The sequence below is a fragment of the Streptomyces sp. NPDC059355 genome (assembly GCF_042752335.1).
Classification (GTDB): Bacteria; Actinomycetota; Actinomycetes; order Streptomycetales; family Streptomycetaceae; genus Streptomyces.
This window is the reverse complement of the sequence record NZ_JBHYXN010000033.1, coordinates 62,850-85,821: the sequence shown is the minus strand read 5'-3', so window position 1 is coordinate 85,821 and position 22,972 is coordinate 62,850. Positions and strand designations below refer to the sequence as shown.

Genomic DNA, 22,972 nt, shown 5'->3' with positions numbered 1-22,972 from the left:
ATGAGTGGAGGCGGCTCAACTTTTATCGCGGCCTTACGCTCACAGAAGCCTCCCGAGGGCCGAGCGGGCGATGCTGCGGCGGCCCACTGCGCGGCACCGCCGAAACCGCCGGAGGCGCATGCAGGGTGCCCCCATGCCGCTGCCGCCGCTCACGCTCCCCCCGATCCGGCACCTCGTACGACGGCGCCCCGCGAGCCCGCACCCCCTCGCGCGCCGGCGGAACCTGCCGGACCTGCCCGACCTGCCGGACCTGTCCGCCAAGCGGGTGGTCGACCTCCTCGGGGCCGCCGCGCTGACCGGGCTGCTCGCGCTGCCACTGCTGGCCGTCGCCGCCCTGCTGTACGCGGCCCAGGGCGGGCGGGCCTTCGTACGGGAACCGGCGGCGGGGCTCGCCGGGCGGCCTTTCCTGACCTGGCGGCTGCGCACGGACGGGGCGGGGCGGCTGGGGGCGGCACTGCGGCGGGGCGCCCTGGACGGGGTGCCGCAGCTGCTGAACGTGCTGCGCGGCGAGATGTCGCTGGTCGGGCCGCGCCCCGAACCGCGTACGGACCGGGCCGACCGGCTCCTCGTACGCCCTGGAATGACCGGTTTGTGGCAGGTCAGTGCGCGATCCGACCTCCCCTGGGAAGAGATGGCCCTGCTGGACCGGCACTATGTGGAGAGCCATTGGCTGGGGATGGATCTCGCGATCCTGGCTCAGACCCCTCGGGCGGCCTGTCGGCACAGGCGCTCCTGAGGCATGCCTGAGCGACACAGATCACCGCCCGCCCACCTACATTGCGGCGCGGGGAATGGGTACCCTCAAGCCTTGACTTCATAAGTTACCGCTTAGTAAGTGCCGCCCGAGGAGCCCTTCCATGCAACTCGCCGCGATCATCGTGTCGCTGGTCATCACGGTGGTGGCCGTCGCGCTGTTCGGCCGTGCCACCGTGCAGATCTACCGCTTCGTGCGGCTCGGCCAGCCAGTGCCCGCGGGCACCCGCACCGGCGATCCGACGCAGCGCACCATCACCCTGGTCAAGGAGTTCCTCGGCCACACCCGCATGAACCGCTGGGGCATCGTCGGCTTCGCGCACTGGTTCGTGGCGGTGGGCTTCTTCTCGCTGCTGCTGACGATCGTGAACGCCTTCGGTCAGCTCTTCCAGGCCGACTGGCTGATCCCGATCATCGGCGACTGGCTGCCGTACGAGATCTTCACCGAGTTCCTCGGCCTGATGACCGTCCTCGGCATCGTGACCCTGATCGTGATCCGGCAGCTGAGCCGGCCGGGCGCGGCGGGCCGCAAGTCCCGCTTCGCGGGTTCCAAGACCGGCCAGGCGTACTTCGTCGAGGCCGTCATCCTGATCGTCGGCGTCTGCATCATGACGCTGCGCGCGCTGGAGGGCGTCCAGCACGGCGTCGACGGCTGGGAGCCGGGCTTCTTCGCCTCGTACCCGATGATCGCCGCGTTCGACGGGCTGAGCCTGAGCACGATCCAGTACCTGACGTACTTCTTCGCCGCGCTCAAGATCGTCACCTCCTTCACCTGGATGATCACGGTCTCGCTCAACACGAACATGGGCGTCGCCTGGCACCGCTTCCTCGGCTTCCCGAACATCTGGTTCAAGCGGAACGCGGACGGTTCGACGGCTCTGGGCGCGCTGCAGCCCATGGCGAGCGGCGGCAAGGAGATCGACTTCGAGGAGCCGGGCGAGGACGACGTCTTCGGCGTCTCCCAGGTCGAACAGTTCTCCTGGAAGGGCATCCTCGACTTCTCCACGTGCACGGAGTGCGGCCGCTGCCAGTCGCAGTGCCCGGCGTGGAACACGGGCAAGCCGCTGTCCCCGAAGCTCCTGATCATGTCGCTGCGCGACCACGCCCACGCCAAGGCGCCGTACCTGCTCGCGGGTGGCGGCAAGACCATGGAGGGCGAGGAGAAGGCGACCGCGGAGCAGCTGAAGGACGTTCCGGCGGCGGCGCTGGCGGAGGCCGAGCGCCCGCTGATCGGCACCGCCGAGGAGAACGGCGTCATCGACCCGGACGTGCTGTGGTCCTGCACGACCTGCGGTGCGTGCGTCGAGCAGTGCCCGGTCGACATCGAGCACATCGACCACATCGTCGACATGCGCCGCTACCAGGTGATGATCGAGAGCGCGTTCCCGTCGGAGGCGGGCACGATGCTCAAGAACCTGGAGAAGAAGGGCAACCCCTGGGGTCTGGCCAAGAAGCAGCGCGTGGAGTGGACCAAGGAGGTCGACTTCGAGGTCCCGATCGTCGGCAAGGACGCCGAGGACCTCTCGGAGTACGACTACCTGTACTGGGTCGGCTGCGCGGGCGCTCTGGAAGACCGCGCGAAGAAGACCACGAAGGCCTTCGCCGAGCTGCTGAACATCGCGGGCGTCAAGTTCGCGATCATGGGCGGCGACGAGAAGTGCACCGGTGACTCCCCGCGCCGCCTGGGCAACGAGCCGCTGTTCCAGCAGCTGGCCCAGGAGAACGTGGCCATGCTGAACATGGCGTTCGGCGAGGACGACGACGACCCGGAGACGAAGAAGCCGAAGTCGGCGAAGCGGATCGTCTCCACCTGCCCGCACTGCTTCAACACCATCGCGAACGAGTACCCGCAGCTGGGCGGCGAGTACGAGGTCATCCACCACACGCAGCTGCTGCAGCACCTGATCGACGAGGGCCGGCTGCTGCCGGTGACGCCGGTGGACGGCCTGATCACGTACCACGACCCGTGCTACCTGGGCCGGCACAACAAGGTCTACACGCCGCCGCGCGAGATCATGTCGGCCGTGCCGGGCCTGCGGCAGCAGGAGATGCACCGCCACAAGGAGCGGGGCTTCTGCTGTGGCGCCGGTGGCGCGCGGATGTGGATGGAAGAGCGCATCGGCAAGCGCATCAACAACGAGCGCGTGGACGAGGCGCTGTCCCTGAACCCGGACATCGTCTCGACGGCCTGCCCGTTCTGCCTGGTCATGCTGACGGACTCGGTGAACGGCAAGAAGAACGACGGCCAGGCGAAGGAATCCATCCAGGTCGTGGACGTGGCCCAGCTCCTCCTGGAGTCGGTGAAGGCCCCGGCCCCGACGGAAGCCGAACTGGCGGCGGAGGCCTTGGCGGCGGAGGAGGCTGCGGCCGCCGAGGCCGAGGCGGCAGCGGCGGCGGCGGAAGCCGAGGCCAAGGCGAAGGCCGAGGCGGAAGCCGAGGCCAAGGCCGAGGCCGAAGCGGAGGCCGAGACCGAGGTCGAGCCCGCCGCAGAGGCGGAGGCGGAGACCGAGGCGGCCACGGACGCGGACACCAAGGTGGCCGCCGAGGCCGAGGCCGAGACTGCCGCCACGGCGGAAGCTGCGACCGAGGCGAAGGCGGAGCCCGAGGCCGCTGCCGAAGCCGAGGCCACGGCCACGGCCGAGCCGGAGGCCGCCTCGGCCGAGCCGGAGGCGGCGGCCGAGCCGGCCGTCGAGGCCGCGCCGGAGGCCGGGTCCGAGGCGAAGCCGGAGGCCAAGGCGTAGGTCTGCGGGCCCGGGCGGCAGCCCGACGAAACGCCGGTACGGCCGGTCCCCTCCTCAGGGGGCCGGCCGTACCGGCGTTTCGGGGACCCGCCCGTCAGGGCTCAGGACTGGTCGGCGCGCCCCTGCTTCAGCAGGGCGAAGCCCAGCCCCGCCGCCCCCACCGCAGCCGTGCCCCCGCCGGCCGCAACCAGCATCGGCGTGTCACCCTTCGAACTTCCGGTCGCGGTCCCGGCGCCCTCCGCCCCGGCCTTCACGCCGCCCTTCGGCACCACCTGCTCCACCCGGTCCCCCGCGGGCTTCGCGGGCTTCGCAGCCTTCGACCGTTCGGCCACGTACTTCTCGATCAGCTTCCCGTCGAACCCGTACACCCAGCTGCTTCCGCCGCCCTTCCCGTCGATGACGACGAACTTCACGCGCTTGCCGTCCTGGACGATCCGGTACGTCCAGCCGTTGTTCTGCCCGCCGGGGTGCTTCAGGTCGATCGTCCCGAGCCGGTTCCCGTTCGGCATGGAGATCTCGACGCGCTTGCCGTTCGGGCCGTCGACCAGCTTCGCGATCCGCCCGTCCGGCATGGCGATCCGGACCGAGCTCTCCTTCTTGCCTTCCCTGACCTCGTGCTTCGGCTTGGGCTTCGGCATCTGCTCGCCTCCACCCACGAGGTCACGGTCCCGTTCGGCCGGAGGACGACGCGCAGCCCGTTGTTCTGCCCGTACGCCGGCTTGCCGCCCTTGCCGACCAGCGTGTCCAGCTTCGTCGACCCGGAGAAGATCACGGCTTCGAAGTGGTCGTCACCGATCCTGTAGACCTTGGCGGTCGAGCCGTCGGCGAGCTTGACCGTGGTCACGAAGGCCCGCTTGACCGGCGGCGCGGTCGGGCCGACCTGCGGCACCGTCAGATCGACGGCCGGCTCCGTGACGGGCCTGTCCCCGCCCGGCTCCTCCCCAACAGGCTTGTCCTCCACCGGCTTCTCCCCGACCGGCTGCTCGACCCCCGGCCTCGTGGCTCATGGCTCATGGCTCGTAGTCGGTGGCGTCGGCGCCTCGGCGGCGACGCATACGAAGCTACGGACCCGATATCTACGTATTCCGTCGATGATGTAATGAACCACCGCAGACTCCCCACCAGCCAGATAAACCACCCAAAACCGCCTATTGGGGATCCCCTAGGGGATGTCACAGCTCAGCCGCAAAGGGCCCCTATTCCGGCAGCCCGCCCACCACGACTCCCGGGACCAGGTACGTTCGATCACGTGGCTGGATTCAGGATCGGACGCGGCCGGGACAACAACCGCGCTCCCCAACAACCCCCGCGGCAGCAGCCGTACGGTCAGCAGCAGCAGCAACCGCCGCAGGCACCGTACGGCCAGCAGCCCTACCCTCCGCAGCAGCAGTGGCCTCAGCAGCCCGCCGCCGGAGGCCACGGCGAGCCCGAGTACTTCGACCCGCACGAGCAGCAGCCGTACGGCCAGCAGCCCGGGCAGTCGTACGACCGGCAGCAGCAGCCCCCGCACGGCAACGGAGGCCGGGGCGGCGGCTCCTACGCGAACGACAACCCGGGGCACACCCAGGTCTTCGCGTACGGCGAGGACCCGTACAACCAGGGCGCGACGTACCACGCGGGCGCCGCGGCGGCCGCGCCGACAGGCCCTCGCCTGCCGTGGAAGGAACTCCTGCGCGGCATCGTGATGCAGCCGGGGCCGACGTTCCTGCAGATGCGCGACTATGCCGTCTGGGGCCCGGCGCTGATCGTGACCTTCCTGTACGGCCTGCTCGCGGTCTTCGGCCTCGACGACGCCCGCGAGGACGTCATGAAGGCCACCCTCCCCAACGCCGTCCCGATCGTCCTCAGCGCCGGCGTGGCCTTCGTCGTCTGCGGCCTGATCCTGGGCGGCGTCACGCACACCCTGGCCCGCCAGCTGGGCGGCGACGGCGCGTGGCAGCCGACCGTGGGCCTGTCGATGCTGGTCATGTCCATCACGGACGCACCGCGCCTGCTCTTCGCCGTGTTCCTGGGCGGGGACAACATGTTCGTGCAGGTGCTGGGCTGGGCCACCTGGGTGGCGGCCGGAGCCCTCTTCACGTCGCTCGTCAGCAAGTCGCACGACCTGCCGTGGCCGAAGGCACTGGGCGCGTCCGCGATCCAGCTGGTCGCGCTGCTGTCGATCATCAAGCTGGGCACGCTGTAGAGCACGCCGTAAAAGCCGGCGAGAACGAGGAAGGGCCCCGACGCGGAATGCGTCGGGGCCCTTCTCACAGAAACCGATGGGTTCCGGGCGATCAGGCGTCGAGGACCTGGCCCTCGCGCCTCACCACGGGCGGCTCGACCGACCAGGGGAAGTTGATCCACTCGTCGGTCTTCTTCCACACGTACTCGCACTTCACGAGCGAGTGGGACTTCTCGTAGATCACGGCGGAGCGGACCTCGGCGACGTGCCCCAGGCAGAAGTCGTGGACGAGCTTCAGCGTCTTCCCGGTGTCGGCCACGTCATCGGCGATGAGGACCTTCTTGTCGGTGAAGTCGATCGCCTCGGGCACGGGCGCCAGCATGACCGGCATCTCCAGCGTGGTCCCGACACCCGTGTAGAACTCGACATTCACCAGGTGGATGTTCTTGCAGTCGAGCGCGTACGCCAGACCGCCGGCGACGAAGACGCCGCCCCGGGCGATGCTCAGGATGATGTCGGGCTCGTAGCCGTCATCGGCGATGGTCTGCGCGAGCTCGCGCACAGCCCGCCCGAATCCCTCGTAGTTCAGGTTCTCTCGTACGACGTCGCTCATGCCTCGTGCCTCACCTGGGTGCGGTGGAAGCTCTGGAAGGAGCGCGAGGCCGTCGGGCCGCGCTGGCCCTGGTACCGCGACCCGTAGCGCTCGCTCCCGTACGGGAACTCGGCGGGCGAGCTGAGCCGGAACATGCACAGCTGCCCGATCTTCATCCCGGGCCACAGCTTGATGGGGAGGGTGGCGAGGTTCGACAGCTCGAGCGTGACGTGGCCCGAGAACCCGGGGTCGATGAACCCGGCGGTCGAATGCGTCACCAGCCCCAGGCGGCCCAGGCTGGACTTCCCCTCCAGTCTGGAGGCGATGTCGTCGGGCAGCGAGATGACCTCGTAGGTCGAGGCGAGGACGAACTCACCCGGGTGGAGGATGAAGGCCTCGTCACCCTCCGGCTCGACCATGCGGGTCAGGTCGGGCTGCTCGACGGCGGGGTCGATGTGGGCGTAGCGGTGGTTCTCGAACACCCGGAAAAACCGGTCGAGACGTACATCGATGCTGGAGGGCTGCACCATCGACTCCTCGAACGGGTCAATGCGAACCCGTCCGCTGTCGATCTCGGCCCGGATGTCTTTGTCTGAGAGAAGCACGTCCCGAGGATACGCAGTGCGCGCGGGCCACCCCCAATCGAGAGCGGCGCCGCGCGCCCCGGACCGTCTATCGCTTGACGGCCGCCGCGCCGACGGGGACGGCATGCCTCAGCCGCGCACACCGCGGGCACCGCAAGAGCCGCCCGGGCCCGATCCGGCCGGCACCGAGGTGCTGCAGCGGAAACGAAGCGGTACTGAAAACGTGCCCTTCGGCACAACGGACGACGGTGTTCTCCATCGAGTCCCTTTCCCCAACCTGCTGTACTGCGACGAATCGCCACATTAGGGGATGATCGCGACCTGCTCCAGCCGCCACTCCAACACCGCTCCGGAGCCACCGCGCACGGGTACGTTACGCCCCAACTCCCGCCCCCACGACCCTCGGTGCACCCCACAAACAACGACGACCCCGCGGCTGATTCACCGGGGGTCGATCATGGGGTAGAGTGTCCGAAGATACCGATCCAGAAAACTGGAACGCTATGCGGATGTAGTTTAATGGTAGAACATGAGCTTCCCAAGCTTATAGCGCGGGTTCGATTCCCGTCATCCGCTCTTGAACGAAGGCCCAGGTCACAGACCTGGGCCTTCGTCATTGTCTAGACCGGTTCAGGAGCCCCGCACCACTTGCGCACCACTTGACCCCTGGCGGGCCTGCTCCGCGGCCTTCTCCCGGGCGGCGCGCACCATCCCGTCCAGCCCGCCGGCCACCTCCTTCTGCCGCTCGTGATCAGAGTGTTGGTAGATCAACGCGGCCTTCTCCGAGGACTGGCCGGCCCGCACCATCGTGTCCTTCAGCGTGGCACCGGAGCGCGTCGCCAGGGTGTGGCCGGTGTGACGAAGGTCGTAGAACCTGAAGGACGCGGGCATGCCGACCTTCACTCGTGCCTTGCGCCATTTCCGCCCGAACGTCGTACGCCGGAACGGCGCCCCCTTCTCCCCCACGAAGAGGAGTCCCCCGGGCCCCTTCTCGGCGTACCACTCGACGTGGCGGCGCAGATCCTCGCGGAGGAACTCCGGCAGAACGATGATCCGCTTTCCTGCACCCGACTTGGTCGGGCCCTCGGCACGCTTGCCGGTGTTCAGCTCGGGCGCAGCGATCCTGACCCGGATCGTCATGGCGTCGACGTCCACGTCTTCCCGCCGCAGCCCGGCCTGCTCCTCCGGCCGCATCGGTCCGTACGCGCCGAGGTAGACCATCAACCGCCACCGAATCCCGATCGCTTCGGCGAGCGCGTCCACCTGCGCCACCGTCGCGATCTCCCGCTCGGCAGCAACTTCCCTGCCCGCCCCGCGGATCCGGCACGGGTTGCGGCGGATCAGCTCGTCGTCCTCGGCGGTCCCCATGATGGCGCTCAGCAGCCGGTACGACTTGGCGACGGTCGTCGCTCCGGTCACCGTGAGGCGATCGGCCCGCCAGGCGCGGACCCGGGGTGGGGTGATCTCGTCGAGGTCCATGTCCTCGAAGGCAGGCAGGATATGCAGGCGCAAGAGCCGCTGGTACAGCTCGTAAGTTAGGGCGCCGAGGCCCCGCTCCGCCACCCACGTCCGGGCGTACTCCTCGAAGTTGACCGCCCCGGCGTCGGGGTCCCGCCAAGCGCCGCGGGTGAGGTCGGCCTCTACCTGGGAGAGCCAGACCTCGGCGTCGGTCTCCGTCTCGAAGGTTTCGGGGGACCGCCGCCGTACTCCCGTCAGATCGAGGTAGGAGGCGGTCCAGGCCCCGGAACGGTACTGGCGGACCGCTCCGAACCTCCGCTTGCCCTTGCCCTTCTTGGTGCGCTTCGCTGCCACTACGCCGCCCTCCGCATCCGCCGGCGGACGGGAACGGCCGGCACTTCGCTGGCTCGCATGTACTCGTCCAGCACGCTCGCCTTGATGCGTACGTGCGTGCCGAACTTGCTGTAAGTGATCCGCCGTTCGGCAACGAGCCTCCGAACGAACCGCTCGTCCTTCATGCCCAGGTGCTTGGCCGCCTGCTTCACGTCCAGGAACTGCTCATCGAGGGGGGATGTCTGCACACTCGGTGCGGACGCCAAGTGCCGCATGCGGGCGGTGCTGCTCACGCTTCATGCCTCCTGGTAGAGCGGGGGCTTCTCGCCCCCTTCTGGGGAATCCGCAACAGCCGCCACGCCGCAACATCGCTGGTCAGCGACTTGGATCTGTGGCGGATCGGGATTTTGTGGCGGATCGGTGCCGCCACGCACAGGGGTGGCGGCACCGGGTGGTCGCGGGGCTATCCGGCGACGGGGAAGAGCGTTGTGGCGGTTTCCGCGTGCATGTGGCGGATGGCTGTGGCGGCTTCCGCCACAGATTCACCCCCGCTGACCTGCGGTGTGGCGGATGTGGCGGCTGTTGCGGACTTCTGGGGGTGCAGGGGGCAGTAGCGGGCCCAGGCGTCGGCGAGGTCCTCGGCGTAGTAGCCCTTAGGCGTGGTGGAGCCGACCCGGATCCCGCGGGGCTTGATGGGCTTGTTGGCCGCGGTGACGTACTGGCCGAGCATCTGGGAGAGCGTGCGGGAGGTGAGGGGCTTGCCGTCCATGTCGGCCCACGGGGCGTCGTCCATGCGCAGGAGGCATTCGAGGATGGCCGCGGTCGGCATCCGCTCCTCCCCGCGGAAGACCTGATCCCGCAGATCCGTCAGCAGGCGGATACCAAGGGAGGAAGCATCGTTCTCCTTCGCGGCGGAGACCAGCTCCAGGCACGCGGCGCGGGCCCGCTCGGGCCAGGTGCCCCCTGCGGCTTCAGCGACAGCGAGGAGGGGCTCCCACACATCGGCGGGCCGGTCGGTGATCCCGTCGGGCATGGTGGGCCAGGACTCGGTGACCTGCTTGCGTACGGAGTTGGCCCAGGCGGTGAGGCGGTCGCGCAGTGCGTGGCCCTGCTTCTTGTGGATGCGCTCGCGCCAGGGCTGGCACGTCTCGTTGGGGGCCTTCTTGCGCATGCGGATGATGACGGAGCGGGTGAAGACCGTGTCGGGCAGGGAGCCGAGGCCGGCGAGGGCGATGGCGCAGTAGGCGGGGAAGCCTTCGACGGTCTGGTTGGCGCCGTCCCCGACGCACCGGTACATCTTCCTGCCGCGGGTGTGTCCGGCGTTGAGGAACTTGCGCAGGTTTTCATCGCCTGCGGCCTTGGGTCCGAAGATGGTGTCGATCTCGTCGAAGAGGATCGTGGGCCTCTCCCCTTCAACGCCTGCGACGGACCGGAACAGCGCGGACTGCGAGGCGTCCACCGCCGCCATGGAGTTGGGCACCAGCGTCTCGATCACGTCCAGGGCCCGGGACTTGCCGGAGCCGGGCTCCGGGGAAAGGAACGCGATCCGCGGGGTGGCGTCGAAGGCGTCGAGCAGGTGCGCGTGCGCGTCCCACAAGACCACGGCGACGTACGCGGCTTCGAGCGGGAAGATGTTGAACCTGCGGTGGAAGGCTTCCACCTCGTCGAGCAGGGCGGCGCCGTCGATGGGCTCGGGCATGGGTGTTTCCCTCCGGGCGGGAACGGACGGGGTGGCCGGGTGCGGGTCAGAGCCGGAAGTGACGCCTTCGGCGACGCCCTCCGGGGGGCCCACCACCACCTGCCGGGGCGGCTGCTCGGCGTCCTCGGCGGCGCGGTGGCCGAGAGGGCTCTTAGAGGGAGCGGGGAGGTGATCGTTCATGCCGCGCTCCGGCCGCCGGCGGGGTTGTTGGCGATCGACCAGTTCAGACCCCGGGCGATGACGTCGTCGTAGTAGCGCTCCGACTCGGTGGCGTTGCCGGCTGCCGCGCTACTAAGAGCCTGCTCAACCTCCATGCGGGTCAGGTCGCCCGACGCGACGAACCGCCCCAGAGCCCTCGCGGCCCTGAGCAGGGTGTCGTTGCGGGTTCCATCCCCGGCATGAGCAACGTTGCGTACTTCGTTGTCCAGAGCCGCCGACGCGTACCGGGAGCCCTTCCCGGTCATCGGCATCGGCACTTCCCTGACCTGCCTGGGCCGGGCAGTGAGAGCGTCGGCGAGCCATCCAGGCAGTGGGATGGGGCTGATGTCGCCCAGCACCGTGTAGGCGCCGTCCGGGGTGCTGCTGCCTGGGGCGACGACGTACCCGCCCCAGCCCCGGGTGTCGATGTGCTTCCCCAGACGTCCAGCGGTGTTGCCGAGCCGGGTCCCGGCGGGCTGGGTGAAGTACAGGTGCATCCCGCCGCGCGCGGTCCGCACGCGGTAGGTGGTGGGGACGGCCTGTCCGGCGCGCTCGCAGAGCGCCTCAAAAGCAGTTACGCCGTCAGGCGTTCCTTCTACGTCTGTCGGCTTGAGCATGTCGAGATCGACGACCAGCAGCCCGGAGGGGCCGGTCGCGATCCCGATGTTGTACGGGCCGTGGGTCCACGCGGCCGCGATCAGATCCGGGTCGGTGGTTGCCCGCTGCTCCGGGGTGCGGTGGCCGTTCGCGCACCGGCCGGTGCGCGGGCAGTGGGCCTGTGCGTGGCCGGCGGGCCGCTTGTCGCGGGGCCGGAGAGGGAAGACGTACCAGCCGCGTTCTGCCGCCGTGACGGCGTGGGCGAGCAGGTCAAGACCGGAAAGGCCGATGCCGGGCAGGGCGCTCATGCTGCCACCGCCGGGGCGCCGAGCTGTGCGAGGGCCTGGTGGCCGATCCACTGGGTGTATGCCGGGGGGATGCATTCGCGGATGCCGTCGCGGTTCATCCACGGCACATCCATGACCTGCCGGGCCTGGTCGACGCCAGAGAAGTTGCCGACGTACTGCCCGTACGAGCCTTCTGGCACGGGACGGCCCATCTTGGCCTGCGGGGCGGTGTGGGCGGGGTGTTCCGGCTGGGTGAGAGTGAAGCCGCCGCCGGTCTCGAAGTACCGGTGCCGGTAGGTCTTCAGCCCGAACATAGACCCGCAGAGCATCACCGGGCGGTGGAGCTTGCGGGCGGCGCCGCGGACGTTCTCCATCACCCACGGGCGGCCCGTGGCGTTCAGCGCGTCGCGGGTGGGGCCGATCAGGTCGGGGTGGGTGTTGCCCTGGATGCGCTGACAGTCGGTGTCGTGCTGGCAGGGCGGGGAGGCGTGGATGAAGTCGAAGCCGGCGCCGAACTCGTGGGTGAAGTCGATGGCGTCGCCCTGGTGGAAGGCGAGCGGGTAGCGGGGCTGGGGATCCTTGTCGACGCCGGTTACGGCGAAGCCGGCGTAGTGGTAGCCCATGCCGGCGCCGCCCTGGCAGCAGAACGCATCCAGTAAGCGAGGCTGGTGCTCTCGCGGGATGTCGGTGGGTTGGGTCATGCTGGTGCTCTCCAGTTCTTGAGAGTGCTGGGAGACGAGGGCGGCCCCGCTTCATTGGCGTGAGGGGGCCGCCTTCGGCTTGTCAGTGGCGGGAGTGGTCGGTGGCCAGGTCCGTCAGGCGCTTGGCCTCGTCGGGGGTGACGTGGCGGTAGCGGACGCTCACGCCGCATCCGGGGTACGGGCAGCGGACGGTGCGCTTGCCCGCCAGCAGCGCGGCAGCGTCGGTGATTCGCTCACTCATGGGCAGAATCGCGCGGGTCATCGGGTCTCCTCAGTGGGATTCAGGTCATGCGGCGAAGAGGTCGAGGGGCCCCTCATCGGGGCCAAGGGGCCGCAGTTCGGTGACCGCGGTCCGGTGCTGGCTGGGGGTGTTGGGGCCGTCGTTGTGGAAGCGCCAGGTGCCGACGTCGTGCTGCGGCTTGTCCTTGGCCGGGAGGGTGTAGCGGCGGGGCTGGTCCGGGTTGCCCGCGTTCCAGTCCTCGGCGCACACCTTGTGGACGGCCTCGTCCGCGTGGGAGCGGAGCGGGGTAGGCCTGCCGCAGAGCACGCAGGGCAGGTCCCGGGTTCGGTCGTAGTGGCTGGCGTCGCCCCAGTTCAGGTACTGGTACGCGGCCATGCCCGGCTACCGCTGGTGGATGGTGCCGTTGGCGCGGCCGAACATCCCGGACGCGGTGATGTTCTGGGTGACGTGCTGCACCGGGACCGTGTGCCGGCCGTTGGTCCCCCGAGTGGCCTTGAGGGCGAGCGGGGCGAGGGCGCCGGTGGCGATGAGGGCGATGGCGACCCAAAGGGCGTCGGTCATGGCGATCAGTCCCGGGGCTGCGTAGGCGATCCCGTACCCGGCCGCGGCGATCCCGCCGCCGACGGTCGGGGCGAGGAGTGCGGTGGTCTTGGCCCATGCCGGGATCGGCTGGACGGGGGCCGGTACGGGCTCGGTCGGGTGGGTGTAGGCGAGGGTTCGGATGCCGCCCGGGAGGGTGACGAGCTGGACCCCGGGCGGGAGTTCGGCGGGCAGCATGACGGGCTGCTGGACGGTGGTGGGGTAGAGAATCGGGTCGCCGTAGCGGGCGGGCGGGGTGGTGCTCGCGATCGTGGGTTCATAGGGCATTGCAGGCTCCTGGACGCGGTCCGGGCGGCCCCTCGTGGTGGGGGCAGCCCGCGGTGGGTGGTCGCTCTGCGTGCGCGTGCTTACTGCCTACTGCCTACTGCCAACCCGGTACTGCCTACTGCCAAAACCCCTGATAGAGGCGCCTGGTGGGCAGTAGCGGGCCGTTCTACTGCCTACTGCCAAGTTGGCGGTAGGCAGTAGGCAGTAGCCGTGTGTGGCGCTCTCAGGCGTGGTCGGGGTGAACGTAGACGGAGTGCGGCCCGCGGTCGCGGTAGACCAGTTCGCCGCGCTCAGCGGCAGCCTTGAGGGCCTTGCGGACGGCTTCGCGGCTGCGGCCCACGAGGTCGGCCACGGCGGCCGGCTTCATGCCGTCGCCCCCTGCCGCGTGGATTGCGGTGACCGCGTCGGCCAGCCACCCGGGCCCGGTCTCCCTGTCGTCGCGGAGCGCGGACAGGTTCAGCGCCGTTCCCGCCTGCTGCGCGGGCTCGGGCCCGGCCGCGGGTTCGGGGGTGGTGCCGAACTGGGCGTCGATCTGTGCCATGAACTCCGCGGCCATCGCGTCCTCGTCCTGCGCAGCGGGCGCGGGTGCGGGCGGGTTGTCACGGAGCGCCGACAGGCTCAGCCCGCCGACGGCCGGGGCAGTGCCGGCCGTAGGGGATTCGGTGGGCGCGCTACTGGTCTCCTGGTGGCTGTTGATCCATGCGGTGCGGGCGTGGTCCCAGCGGCGGGCGTAGTCGGGTCCGGCGGCTTTGGCGGAGATGTCGTCGAGGCGGGGGTGACGGTCGGACGTGGCGTGGACGATGTCGCGGATCTGGTTGGGCAGGATCCGCCACGTTCCGAACAGGGCGACCGGGGATTCGGGGGTGCCCATGAAGCCGGTGCCCTTGTGGGGTGCCTGCTCGACCCGCAGTCCGCGGCCGCCGGGGAAGAGCTTGGACAGGTCCATGCCCTCGGTCTCACCGCCGGTCAGGGCGACGCGGACCTTGGCTTCGCGGCGGATCATCAGGTTGCCCAGGACGGATCCGGTGGCTCCGAGGGCGGTGAGGACGGTGCGGATGCCCATGGCGCGGAGCATGCGGATCACTTCGAGGATCTTCTTGGCGAGCTTGCGCATCTCCGGATCCCCGCTGGTCAGGATCTCCGCTCCCTCGTCGATCACGATCATGATCTGCGGGATCTGGGCGGTGACCGGGAGGAGGTCGGTGTTCGCCTTGGACATGAGGTCCTGGTAGGCGCGCTTGCGGTAGAGGCCGATCCGCAGGGCCGCATCGAGCATGAGCATGGCCTCGTCGTGGGTGGAGGCGAGCCAGTCGACACCGGGCCGTACCGGCTGTCCCTGCCCGCCTTCCATGGCGGGGCGTACCCAGGGCAGGCCGGCCGATCCGGCGTTCAGGTCGATGACCCAGGTCAGCATGTCCGTGGCGCGGGCGAATCCGGCGAGGATGACGTGCACCATGTTCGTCTTGCCGGAGCCGGTCGGGCCGACGACCAGCGCGCACTGCTCGCGCAGGTAGGCGCGGATCTCGTCCGCGTTGGTCCGGTACCCCCAGGGGACGCCGGTGTGGATGGACAGGGCGCTGTAGTCGGAGGGGTACTGGACTTCCTCCGCCAGTACGTTGGCGGTAGTCACGTCGATGAGCACGCGCCCCTGGTCGACGCCGGGGGTGGCGGCGGCGGTGCAGCCGTGGGGCAGACGGGCGTCCGCGGAGAGTTTGGCGTTCTCGCGGGCGATCCGGTCGTAGGTGGTTCCGCCGGCGGGGAGTTCGGCGTCGATGGTGAAGCCGGTCCCGGTGGGCCAGATCTCCACCGCCAGCACGCGGACGGTGATCCCGCAGACGCGCTGGATGCGGTCGACCCACTCCGCGGCGATCCCGCGCCGTTCCGCGGACAGTTCGCGGGCGACGTGGCGTTCGGCTGCTTCGAGTGCTTCGAGTTCGCGGGCTTCTTCGTAGAGGCCGGTGGCGCGGGCGGAGGCGCCGATGGCGACGCCGAGGGTGGCCAGCGATCCGAGGGCGGTCCAGGTCAGGGGGCCTGTGGCGAGGGCCCAGGTGGTCCAGCCGCCGCCGAGGAGCCAGGAGGTAGCGCGGGCGCCGATGGTGCGTCCGGCGAGTTTCTGGCGCAGTCCGGTGGCGGTGTGGCCGATCGCTCCGGCCGTGCCGATGGCGAGGGCCCAGCTGGGGGGCATGTGGGCGAGGGTGCCGACGGTGGCGACGGCGAAGGCTCCGGTGGTGGCGGACAGGGCGCCGGTCACGGGTCCGTGACCGGCCGCCCAGTCCAGGGCCACCCCGCCGTTGTTCTTGACGGTGTGGGCGCTCATCTCAGACGTTCCAGCCCTTCTCGGCGTCCAGGCCGTTGCGGGGGTCCTCGTGACGGGCGATGTCGGCCTCGTGGACCTGCCGGAACACCGGGCCCATCTCCTCCGCCAGCGACACCGACGCCATCACGGCGCCGAAGCAGTCGCGGAACGTCTCCGCGACGGCCTTGTGCAGCGGGAACTCCTCGTCGGCCCGCTCGCTGAGGATCTTCATGACGTTGGCGACCGAACCGAGAGCGTGCGGGAGCCCCTCGATCATGGCGAGGATCTCCATCGCGTTGTCGGGCTCGTAGGACTGGGCGGCGGCCTCCATCTCGGCCGCGTGCTCCTCGAAGCGGAAACCGGAAGCGGTGCTCACCTGGGGTGCTCCTTCACTGGCGGGAGGTGCCGGGATGTGGCTTGCGGGCCGCTCGACGCGGTCCCCGATCTGCTGCTCGTCCTCGCTCTGCTCGGCTACTGCCTGCTGCTCGGCGGCCTGCTCGTCCTGCTCCAGCCGTGCGCTGATCTCCGCGTCCCGGGCCTCGCGGGCCGAGCTGGCCCGGCCTACCAGGGCTCGGTACAGGCGCCGACCGGGGTGCATCAGCGACGGCATCCGCAGCCTGCGGCCGAGCGGCGTGCTCACCATGCCGAGCACTCCGGCCGCAGCCCCGAGCAGCCCGGCCAGTGCCCGGCGGCCGTGGAAGCGGGCCGCGGAGCGGCGCAGTGCCTTCCGTGCCGTCTTGCGGGCGGGAGCGCTGAGCTGGGCGACCCGCTTGCGGAGCGCGGCCTGCCGGATCCCCTCACGACCGGAGGCGACAGCCCGGCCGGCAGCGCGGTCCCGCACCTGACGGGCCGCGCCAACGGCCTTGTCGCGGACCGCGGCGGCCTTGGACATGCCCTTGGAGAGTGTCCGCGCGGCCGGACCACGAGCGGTTTTGGTGCTGGTGGCGCGTTCGGCGGCCTTGGCGGCCCGCCGGTTGTCGGCGACCTGCCGCCGCGCCTGCACACCCGCAGAACGAGCCGCCGCCCGGCTCGGGGACTGGGTACGGGCCGCTGTACGCAATTCGCGTACCTGTCCCGCCCTGCCCCCGGCCAGACGACCGGCTGCCTGAGCGGCACGCTGCCGGGCCGATTGCACCCGGCCCTTACTCGAGCGAGAGCCACTCTTTCCGCCGCCTGCTGGACTACCCGCCCGGTGGCTCGCCTTCCCGGCGCCCTTGCGGGACGTGGTGGCCCCGGAACGAGCGGACGGGCGCTGTGCGGGAACGCGGCCCGTACCGGCGGAACGGGCGGCCGGAGCTGCGGACTTCGAAGTGGTCTTGGCTTCGCCGGGCTTGCTGCGCTTGCGGGCGGCTGCTCCGAGGGCGACGGCGCCGGTCATCGCCACCGCAGCGGCGACCGGGCCACCAACGATGGCGGCCGTGGCGAGCAGGCCGGCCGTGGCGTTCGCCCCAGAGAGGGCGAGCGGCACCACGGGGAATCCACCCGTCGTGTGCTCGACCTTGGCGGCCATGGCCGTCTCGCCGCCAGTCGGGGCGGACGGATCAGGACCGGCATCCGTGGGTGGTGCTACCGGTTGGGTGATGGTGTCGGTCATGCTGAACGTGCTCCTTCACGGGAGAAGGGGGCCCGGCTGTTGCTGTAGGAGGCTGGCGGCCGGGCCCTGCTGAGGTGTTCAGGCGACGTGCTGCTCTTCGGGGTAGGCGCACGGGACGCACATGCCGAGCGCGGCCGGGATCACATACCCGGCGTCCGTGCGGCACTCGGGGCAGATGCGGCGGGCCGTGTTCGCCTTCGCCAGAGCGGCAGTCTTGGCCTCGGTCATGGGACGGACCGGCAGGGCCAGTTCGATCCGGTAGAGGAAGGCGACCAGTGGGCCGCGCCGGTAGCGCGGGCGCTCCACCTGAGCGACGACATCCTGCCCACCGGGGCGAAGGCCGGCGGCGCGGAGCTGCCGACGGGTGGCCAGCCCCTCCGGGGCCAGGCGCCACGAGTAGACGGGCAGCGTGCTCATCCGTCGGACCCGATCGCGACGGTGACCAAGTCCCGGGCCTGACGCTCTTCGTTGAGACGCTGGTAGAGCTTGTGTACGTAGGAGGTGGAACGGGTGGAAAGCCTGGCCGCCTCAGGGAGGCTCTTGCCTTGCACCCAGCACGCTCGGATGACGTTCGCGGCCTCTCCGGCAGACAGACGTTCGGGCTCCAGCTCGGCCTGGTGGGCCGGGGTGGACGTGTGGGGGATAGCCGGGTGGAACACCTGGCGGTCACCGCAGATGACCAGCGGCGCCAGATACGGCAACCCGGCCTCAGGCTCCGTCGGGGCGTCCGCCCCGGCCGGGCCCGGTGCCACGGTGGAGCGGGCTGGGGCAGGGGTGGCGTCCACCTCGCCCACCTCGGCGTCCACCAGGGACCGCAGAGCGGTGGTTTTCGCGAGGATCTGGTGCCGGTAGTGGTTGATCGCCTCAGCAAGGACGATCAGGAGGACCGGGGGGACGGAGTGGAGGACGAGCCCGGCCGGGTCCACCTCCCGGGGGATGCCGAAGGAGGAACCGGCGGGCCACAGGGAGGTCCAGCAGTTCATCACCCACGTGCCCAGGCCGGTGAACCAGCGCAGTCCCGCGGCCCATCCGGACGGGTAGAGCCCGTACTCGGAGAGACGGCCGTCGAAAATGAGGACCGTGCCGAGCGCGACCGCGACCATCGGGTCGAGGAGCCAGGCGATCCACGGGGAGACATGGTGGTCGATGGCGAACATCGTCACGTTGGAGGCGGTGAAGACCAGCGCCACGAACGCGACGACCACCAGGACCCGCGTCAGCTTCGACAGCATCCCCTCAAGGACTGCGATCTGCTCCAGCGGAGGCCGCGCCGTCACCGGGCTGCCCCCGAGGCGATCCGGTGGACGGTGACCGACGCGACCAGGCGAACCGGTCCGGTGTCGTCGTCGTCCAGCTCGTCCCACCTCCACCTCTGGCCCGACACGACCTCGTAGCCGAGGCCAGCCAGAGCCGCGGAGCGCTCCGCGACGGTGGGCACCGGCACGGTGCGGGCGAACAGGTGCTCCGGCCACTCCCTCGGAGAGGGAGCGTCGATCGCGACGTAGACCTCCCACTCACCGAGGCAGGAGTTGACGAGGCGGGCCGTGTGCGTCATGCGGCACCGCCCGGCAGGGAAGCGGCGGCCTGGTTGGTCAGCGACGTACGGGCTGCGAGGACCCGGTTACGGGCCCGGCGGATCCGGCGGGCGTCGAACTCCGACGCCGGCCGGTCCAGCTGGGAGATCAGCGCGTCGAGCAGCTCGACCTCCGCCAGGATCAGCGGCATCTCGGTCTCGATCGCATCCAGCTCCGCATCCGACGGCTCCAGACCGTCGGACCACGGGGTAACGGTGCTCTGAAGTGCAACGATGGACTTCATGGGTCTTGCTCCTTCTACAGAGGAACGGGACTCAGCAGCCCTCGGCGCGGGAACGCCGGGGGCTGCACTGCATTGCAGGTGAAGCAGGAAGGACTCCGGCTTCGCTCGATCCGCCCGTACGAGACGGGCGGAGGACAACCGGCCGCAGTCCTGGACAGGACTGCGGAAGGGTTGAATGCGCGAACCTCAGCCGCGCTGACCGCCTTTTCAGCTACAGGAGGCGGTGACCACTCTGTTGAGTTCTCAATGACCGGCAGCGACTCGATGAGCGCGGTAACCCTGGATCGGGCTCCCGTCGAGACGGGACTACCGAGTGCTGATGGGCGTACTTCCTGGCAGAGCTCTCCGTCTAGACCTGCCCAACTTGGCTAGCCCGGTTCAGATGAGAACAACGTAGCCATCCTGGCTAGCCACGTCAACACCTGACTGTCTTGGCTGTCCTAATCGGCGGAAGAGGTCGTAGCATCGACGGCATGACGTTCACGCCTGAACCCCTGGACCCGGACGACGACCGGCCGCCGTACGAGCAGGTGGCGAGCAGTCTCAGCGCAGCCATTCGGACCCGGAAGCTCGGGCCTGGCGACAAGATCCCCTCGCAGAAGGAACTGACAGAGGCGTACGGATTCGCCCGAGCCACGATCCAACGCGCCCTCCGTGAACTGGAGGACGAGGGACTGATCGTCTCCCGCAAGGGCAGCGGTGTGTACGTCCGGAACCGCACCGAACGGCCGGCGGGTCTCCGCCCGTACGTGGAGCAGGCTTTCGCCAGTCAGACTGTGTCGATCGACTTCGCAGGGTTCTCCAGCGAAACGTTGCACGGAGCACTTCAGGAACCGATCGACAAGATCCGTATCGGGCGTCTGACCCCTTCGAGCATCAACATCCGCATCCTGGTGCCAGACATGTCAGTGCCCCAGGCGGCGCCTGTCAGGCGCGAGGATGGCGCCGACGACCCGCGTCTACGCGCCCGCATGCACGCCATGATGGTCAGCTTCACCCGAAGCATTGCCAACACGATGCATGAGCTCAGCGTGCTCGGGCTGGTCAACGAAGCGAAGGTCAGCGTTCGCGTGCACAGCGGGACGCAGTTCTTCAAGCTCTACGTGATCAACCAGGAAGACGCCTTCTTCGGGTACTACCCGATCCGGCCGAACAAGGTCGTCACCCAGGGCGAAGCCATAGAGATCTACGACCTGGTGGGGGCCGACGCCACCCTGTTCCACTACTCGCTGAACGAGGGTGAATCGTCCAGTGGTGCCCAGCAGGTGAATCAGGCGCGCATGTGGTTCGACAGCGTCTGGGAGACCATCGGAAGGGACTTTGACCCGGATGGGAAGTAGCACCCTCGCGGAGATTCTCGGAGGGACCCGAGCGGTCCTGTTCGACTTTGACGGGCCTATCTGCGACGTGTTCGCGGGGAGCCCGGCCCCGGATGTAGCGCGCCATCTCGCCGAGACCCTGGCGAGGTACGACACGGGTCTGGGCAGCAAGGCTCACGAGACCGACGACCCGATGGAGATCCTCCGCCTTTCCCCTCAGGGTGGAGAATCCGCCCTGAGGGCGATCGAGGAGGAGCTGACCAAGGCCGAAGTGACAGCCGTCAAGCTGGCCGGACCGCCCATCCCAGGAGCCGTGGCCGCTCTCGAAGCAGCCCACGCCTCGGGCCGCAAGGTCGCCATCGTCAGCAACAACTCAAGTGCATGCGTACGCACCTTCCTGAGATTGCACCGACTCCGTCATCTCGTGGAAGCGGTCGTGGGGCGCGCTCCGTACTGGCCGGACGCAATGAAGCCCGACCCCCACTCATTGCTGTTGGCCGCCAGCCAGCTGCAAACACACCCCCACCACTGCACCCTCATTGGCGATTCAGTGACGGACGTGGAAGCCACGAAGGCCATCGGAGGCTCCTCTATCGGCTTTGCCAACAAGGTCGGCAAGGCGCGCGCCTTGAGCGATGCGGGCGCGGATGTGATCATCGCCAAGATGAGCGCGGTGGCCGACGCGCTGACTCCCTTGTAAGCCCGTCTTGGCGCTGGAAGAGAACGAGCTCTTGAGTACGCGCGAGTAGTGAGTCACGGTTCCGTGTGACCTCTAATTGGTGGGCCGATTGGCCGAAGTTCGTCCCTGGGTGGCTCGCGTTCATTGCGACGATGCTCTCGTTCGGGCGCTCGTGGTGGATGCGTCGAAAACGATTGGCCCTGGGCCCTGATGGCACCGCCGCTAGAGAAGCACTAGCCACGACCCGAGTCCTTTTTGAGGAGGTTACGTCCCGTGGTGGGTGCACCGCAGAGTGGTTCCTGGAGAAGGAGCGGCGGGAAGCGTTCCGAACCGTTCGCGATCTCGCCGAACGGCGCGGCGACGTCAAGTTGAGGACCGCGATGCGCCACGTCGCAGCTTCAGGAGACGATGCGTTCGCCGCTGCTCCGCCAACCAGGATGTACATCGGGTCGAGCGATCAGGCAGAAGCCCTCCAGGAGCGGGCTCAGGAGGCAGAGGACCAGCAGCGATTCCAAAGGCAGGTCGACTCCTGCAACATGGGGCTCAAGTCAATCGAAGAAGCGCTCACCCGCCTGAACGACTTGGAACGACGCGCAACTGGCCACTCGTGACGCTGCACCCCCGGCCGCGTCTACAGCTGACTGCGAGACCGATCTAGCTGATGACACTGGTAGAGGTTGGTTTCTCACCGCACCACTTGCGCACCACTTGGGGCGGGCATCCGCGGTACACGGCGGTCAATCTCGCGGCATCACCCGAAGGATCTGCCGCTGCTAACGCCCAGCTCAGTGGCATGGTCAGCAAACATGGGTCGGGGATTCCCAAGCTTATAGCGCGGGTTCGATTCCCGTCATCCGCTCCATAGCAAAGCCCCAGGTCAGCGACCTGGGGCTTTCGCGTTGCCTAGACCTTTCTAATGGCCCCGTGCCAGATCCGTGCCAGATGCGGACCCGGAAGCCTTGGCCCTCATGAAGCGCACTCGCGCATCGATCCCCGCTGCAACTTCCTGCTGCCGTTCCAGATTGGAACCTTCTTCCGAGCCTTCTTCCCCTGAGGGCCTTGAGCTCGTCTCGGACTGCCCTGGGTACGGCGAGGCAGTTGCCCAGGACAGTTGAGCCCGCCGGGCGACGCACCCCGTGGGACGGCCGCGGCCGCGGCCCCCCGGAACTCCGTTCAGAAGGCGCTCAGCGCGTCGCGGGTGTTGGTGCGGTACAGGCCGACCTTCGGGTTGGCGACGCTGCCCGGCTTGGCCAGCGGGAGGCTGACGCCGTCCGCGTTCGGCATGTGCTCCTTGTCGGCCAGGACGTTGACCTCGTCGGCCACGGGGCCGTTGCCACCCGACGGGTTGAGGTCCACGGCCGCATACGCGGTGGCGCCGGGGTGCACCGGGTACGCCGGGGCTCCGCCCAGTCCGCCGGGGGCAGTGGCCTGGAGACCGAGCGGGGCGCCCTTGGCGCTGAAGGCGACGGTGGGGAAGTAGTCCAGACCGCAGGAGGTGGAACCGTTGTTGGTCACGGTGATGACGCGGACGGTGGCCGGAGTGCCCTTCGGGGAAGTGACCTTGACGGTCAGGTCGCGTGCCGAGCAGGGGTGGGTGTAGGCATAGGAGTCACCGGTGGTGTCCCCCGTGCCCTTGCCGCCCGAACCGGCCCTCGCCGGGGTGACGGTGACCGTGCCGGTTCCGGTGACCTTGCCTGCGGACGGGGCGGCGGAGGCGCCCTCCCCGGACGACGTCACGGTCCCGCTCGAGACCGGCTTGTCCGCGCTCTTGGTCGCGGCGGGGTTCGCGGTCGGCCCGCCGGCGCTGTCCGATCCGCCGCAGGCGGTCAGGGCCAGAGCGAGGCCGGCGGTGGCGGTGGCCAGGGCAGCGGTGCGGAGTCGGTAGGTGCGCATGGGGAACTCTCCGTGTCGGTGCGGTCGTCAGACGGAGGCTTGCGCTTCCCGCCTGACGAGACGTTGGGTGAGGCTGCTGTTCCGGTCGGCTGCTGACGCAGGCGGCCGAGGGCGGTCGGTGGGGCGGGTGGGGGCCCTCCCGTTGCGACCGCCTAATC

Annotated in this window: 23 protein-coding genes, 1 tRNA gene and 1 pseudogene; 7 read left to right on the top strand and 18 right to left on the bottom strand. The window is 69.3% G+C overall.

Going from position 1 to position 22,972, the window contains the following annotated elements; genetic code table 11:
* Positions 1 to 133 precede the first annotated feature (133 nt).
* Together ACFXGI_RS27345 and ACFXGI_RS27340 are read left to right on the top strand one after the other, a co-directional pair.
* Positions 134 to 736, top strand: coding sequence for a sugar transferase (locus ACFXGI_RS27345; protein WP_384711886.1), 603 nt, complete (start codon positions 134 to 136; stop codon positions 734 to 736).
* Between the two features lie 121 nt (positions 737 to 857).
* Positions 858 to 3,071, top strand: a pseudogene (locus ACFXGI_RS27340) ((Fe-S)-binding protein); the annotation flags it as partial.
* Positions 3,072 to 3,595: 524 nt separating this feature from the next.
* Here the strand turns inward: ACFXGI_RS27340 and ACFXGI_RS27335 are convergent.
* On the bottom strand, positions 3,596 to 4,132 hold the full coding sequence (locus ACFXGI_RS27335; RefSeq protein WP_384711884.1) for a hypothetical protein: 537 nt from the start codon (positions 4,130 to 4,132) through the stop codon (positions 3,596 to 3,598).
* A gap of 611 nt (positions 4,133 to 4,743) precedes the next feature.
* Here ACFXGI_RS27335 and ACFXGI_RS27330 point away from each other — a divergent pair.
* A complete protein-coding gene (locus ACFXGI_RS27330; RefSeq protein ID WP_384711881.1) occupies positions 4,744 to 5,679 on the top strand; it encodes a Yip1 family protein in 936 nt (311 codons plus the stop codon).
* A gap of 91 nt (positions 5,680 to 5,770) precedes the next feature.
* Here the strand turns inward: ACFXGI_RS27330 and ACFXGI_RS27325 are convergent, their stop codons facing one another.
* Positions 5,771 to 6,271 (bottom strand): phosphoribosyltransferase, encoded by a 501-nt coding sequence (locus tag ACFXGI_RS27325; protein WP_030870950.1) that lies wholly within the window; start codon positions 6,269 to 6,271, stop codon positions 5,771 to 5,773.
* Positions 6,268 to 6,855 carry a dCTP deaminase gene (dcd, locus tag ACFXGI_RS27320; RefSeq protein ID WP_384711878.1) on the bottom strand — a complete coding sequence of 196 codons (588 nt, stop codon included), beginning with the start codon at positions 6,853 to 6,855 and terminating at the stop codon, positions 6,268 to 6,270. The genes ACFXGI_RS27325 and dcd overlap by 4 nt, the downstream gene beginning before the upstream one ends.
* A gap of 484 nt (positions 6,856 to 7,339) precedes the next feature.
* Here dcd and ACFXGI_RS27315 point away from each other — a divergent pair.
* Positions 7,340 to 7,410 (top strand) — tRNA-Gly (locus tag ACFXGI_RS27315).
* Between the two features lie 54 nt (positions 7,411 to 7,464).
* Here ACFXGI_RS27315 and ACFXGI_RS27310 read toward each other — a convergent pair.
* From ACFXGI_RS27310 to ACFXGI_RS27245, 14 genes are all read right to left on the bottom strand, one after another.
* A complete protein-coding gene (locus ACFXGI_RS27310) occupies positions 7,465 to 8,646 on the bottom strand; it encodes a tyrosine-type recombinase/integrase (protein ID WP_384711875.1) in 1,182 nt (393 codons plus the stop codon).
* Positions 8,646 to 8,918 carry a helix-turn-helix domain-containing protein gene (locus tag ACFXGI_RS27305; RefSeq protein ID WP_384711872.1) on the bottom strand — a complete coding sequence of 91 codons (273 nt, stop codon included), beginning with the start codon at positions 8,916 to 8,918 and terminating at the stop codon, positions 8,646 to 8,648. Before ACFXGI_RS27305 ends, ACFXGI_RS27310 begins: the two co-directional genes overlap by 1 nt.
* A gap of 170 nt (positions 8,919 to 9,088) precedes the next feature.
* Positions 9,089 to 10,324, bottom strand: coding sequence for a DUF3631 domain-containing protein (locus ACFXGI_RS27300; protein WP_384711908.1), 1,236 nt, complete (start codon positions 10,322 to 10,324; stop codon positions 9,089 to 9,091).
* A 176-nt stretch (positions 10,325 to 10,500) separates the two neighbouring features.
* Positions 10,501 to 11,427: a bifunctional DNA primase/polymerase gene (locus ACFXGI_RS27295; RefSeq protein ID WP_384711869.1), complete on the bottom strand. Its 927-nt coding sequence runs from the start codon at positions 11,425 to 11,427 to the stop codon at positions 10,501 to 10,503.
* Complete coding sequence (locus tag ACFXGI_RS27290; protein WP_384711867.1) at positions 11,424 to 12,107, bottom strand: SAM-dependent methyltransferase; 684 nt, start codon at positions 12,105 to 12,107, stop codon at positions 11,424 to 11,426. Before ACFXGI_RS27290 ends, ACFXGI_RS27295 begins: the two co-directional genes overlap by 4 nt.
* Positions 12,108 to 12,189: 82 nt before the next feature.
* Positions 12,190 to 12,348, bottom strand: a complete 159-nt coding sequence (locus tag ACFXGI_RS27285) for a hypothetical protein (RefSeq protein ID WP_384711864.1) — start codon at positions 12,346 to 12,348, stop codon at positions 12,190 to 12,192.
* A 45-nt stretch (positions 12,349 to 12,393) separates the two neighbouring features.
* A complete protein-coding gene (locus ACFXGI_RS27280) occupies positions 12,394 to 12,723 on the bottom strand; it encodes a hypothetical protein (RefSeq protein WP_384711861.1) in 330 nt (109 codons plus the stop codon).
* 6 nt (positions 12,724 to 12,729) lie between these two features.
* A complete protein-coding gene (locus ACFXGI_RS27275) occupies positions 12,730 to 13,215 on the bottom strand; it encodes a hypothetical protein (RefSeq protein WP_384711859.1) in 486 nt (161 codons plus the stop codon).
* Positions 13,216 to 13,438: 223 nt separating this feature from the next.
* On the bottom strand, positions 13,439 to 15,532 hold the full coding sequence (locus ACFXGI_RS27270; protein WP_384711856.1) for a hypothetical protein: 2,094 nt from the start codon (positions 15,530 to 15,532) through the stop codon (positions 13,439 to 13,441).
* 1 nt (position 15,533) lies between these two features.
* Complete coding sequence (locus ACFXGI_RS27265) at positions 15,534 to 16,514, bottom strand: hypothetical protein (protein ID WP_384711853.1); 981 nt, start codon at positions 16,512 to 16,514, stop codon at positions 15,534 to 15,536.
* Between the two features lie 669 nt (positions 16,515 to 17,183).
* Positions 17,184 to 17,522: an RRQRL motif-containing zinc-binding protein gene (locus ACFXGI_RS27260; protein WP_384711850.1), complete on the bottom strand. Its 339-nt coding sequence runs from the start codon at positions 17,520 to 17,522 to the stop codon at positions 17,184 to 17,186.
* Positions 17,519 to 18,382, bottom strand: a complete 864-nt coding sequence (locus tag ACFXGI_RS27255; protein ID WP_384711847.1) for a hypothetical protein — start codon at positions 18,380 to 18,382, stop codon at positions 17,519 to 17,521. The genes ACFXGI_RS27260 and ACFXGI_RS27255 overlap by 4 nt, the downstream gene beginning before the upstream one ends.
* Positions 18,379 to 18,660 carry a DUF6303 family protein gene (locus ACFXGI_RS27250; RefSeq protein ID WP_384711845.1) on the bottom strand — a complete coding sequence of 94 codons (282 nt, stop codon included), beginning with the start codon at positions 18,658 to 18,660 and terminating at the stop codon, positions 18,379 to 18,381. Before ACFXGI_RS27250 ends, ACFXGI_RS27255 begins: the two co-directional genes overlap by 4 nt.
* Positions 18,657 to 18,923 (bottom strand): DUF6284 family protein, encoded by a 267-nt coding sequence (locus ACFXGI_RS27245; protein WP_384711842.1) that lies wholly within the window; start codon positions 18,921 to 18,923, stop codon positions 18,657 to 18,659. Before ACFXGI_RS27245 ends, ACFXGI_RS27250 begins: the two co-directional genes overlap by 4 nt.
* A gap of 473 nt (positions 18,924 to 19,396) precedes the next feature.
* Between ACFXGI_RS27245 and ACFXGI_RS27240 the strand changes: the two genes are divergently transcribed.
* The 3 genes from ACFXGI_RS27240 (at position 19,397) to ACFXGI_RS27230 (ending at position 21,532) form a co-directional block, all read left to right on the top strand.
* Positions 19,397 to 20,263 (top strand): winged helix-turn-helix domain-containing protein, encoded by an 867-nt coding sequence (locus ACFXGI_RS27240; RefSeq protein WP_384711839.1) that lies wholly within the window; start codon positions 19,397 to 19,399, stop codon positions 20,261 to 20,263.
* The gene (locus tag ACFXGI_RS27235; RefSeq protein ID WP_384711836.1) at positions 20,253 to 20,942 is read left to right on the top strand and encodes an HAD family hydrolase; all 690 of its coding nucleotides are present in this window, start codon (positions 20,253 to 20,255) and stop codon (positions 20,940 to 20,942) included. The genes ACFXGI_RS27240 and ACFXGI_RS27235 overlap by 11 nt, the downstream gene beginning before the upstream one ends.
* Positions 20,943 to 21,073: 131 nt before the next feature.
* A complete protein-coding gene (locus tag ACFXGI_RS27230) occupies positions 21,074 to 21,532 on the top strand; it encodes a hypothetical protein (protein ID WP_384711833.1) in 459 nt (152 codons plus the stop codon).
* A gap of 562 nt (positions 21,533 to 22,094) precedes the next feature.
* On the opposite strand, the gene ACFXGI_RS27225 is transcribed toward ACFXGI_RS27230, so the two are convergent.
* Positions 22,095 to 22,814 (bottom strand): DUF4232 domain-containing protein, encoded by a 720-nt coding sequence (locus ACFXGI_RS27225; RefSeq protein WP_384711830.1) that lies wholly within the window; start codon positions 22,812 to 22,814, stop codon positions 22,095 to 22,097.
* Positions 22,815 to 22,972 lie beyond the last annotated feature (158 nt).